The 885-nt window shown below is 49.8% G+C and carries 2 protein-coding genes; both read left to right on the top strand.

The features are described from left to right. Window positions 1-563: hypothetical protein (locus QME66_12635; protein ID MDI6809802.1), on the top strand; the 563-nt coding region annotated here is incomplete at its 5' end. Between the two features lie 87 nt (window positions 564-650). Beyond that, window positions 651-885 (top strand): hypothetical protein (locus tag QME66_12630; protein ID MDI6809801.1); only part of this gene is annotated, 235 nt, incomplete at its 3' end.

Below are 885 nucleotides of genomic sequence, written 5' to 3'. Positions count from 1 at the left end.
GAATGGACAACGGGATGCCGTTTAGAGGAACGGGACGCGGGAGTGCGAGTGTGGGCAGATTCGTGAAGTTTCTCCTCAACCTCAATGTCACACCTCTATTCTCCTCTCCCTATCAGTCCTACACCAATCCGCACATTGAAGGAAACAACCGAACCGTGGGAGACCTCTGGAGTGCGACTCACTTCACAAGCATCGACCAAATCGATGTGGAGTTCGCACGATTCAACCTGGAGCATGAAGAGTTCTTCCAATGGAAATGTAAAGAACGTCTTGAAGACAAACGGTTACGCTATCTTGAAGTGAATTATACGTCTGAAACATCCGTCCTCCACTCAACCCAGGGGAAGAAGATCTACTTCATCCGCTTCGTTGAGAGGTGGAAGGAGCAAGGCAACCAGACCGGCATCGTTCTGCTCAATCGCTTTGTCGTCATCCCAGATGCCTTCGTTGGACAGTACGTCCTTGCCTACATTGACCTTGAGCACAGCATGCTTGTCGTTCTGGAAGAGCACGAGAGAATCACATCGACTATTCTTGAAACCCCATACCCCTACTCACTTTGAGGGTGGTACGGTTTCATACCAAAGTTAGCCCCTATAGGTTAACTTGGTAATGAAATGAGTACACTTTCCGGGATGGCATGCCCATAGATGAGATACGATGAAGGTCTAATCCTTCACCAGATCTCATCTATGGACAAGGCCTCCATGGAAGCCCTCCGCAGGGAGGTCAACAAGCGGTTCTTTGAGAAGAACAAATCAAAACGATCAATCATGCGAGAACTCGGTTTGTCGTGGAATTTCGTACGCGCGTGGACGCAAGCGAAGGAGCAGGATTTTTCCGAAGACGGTCGCGGCTGGAAACAAGGCGTTGCGCGGAAGCATC

Source organism: Candidatus Eisenbacteria bacterium (assembly GCA_030017955.1).
Classification (GTDB): Bacteria; Eisenbacteria; RBG-16-71-46; order JASEGR01; family JASEGR01; genus JASEGR01.
Note: the sequence above shows the minus strand (reverse complement) of the source record. Positions and strands in the feature narration are given on the sequence as shown.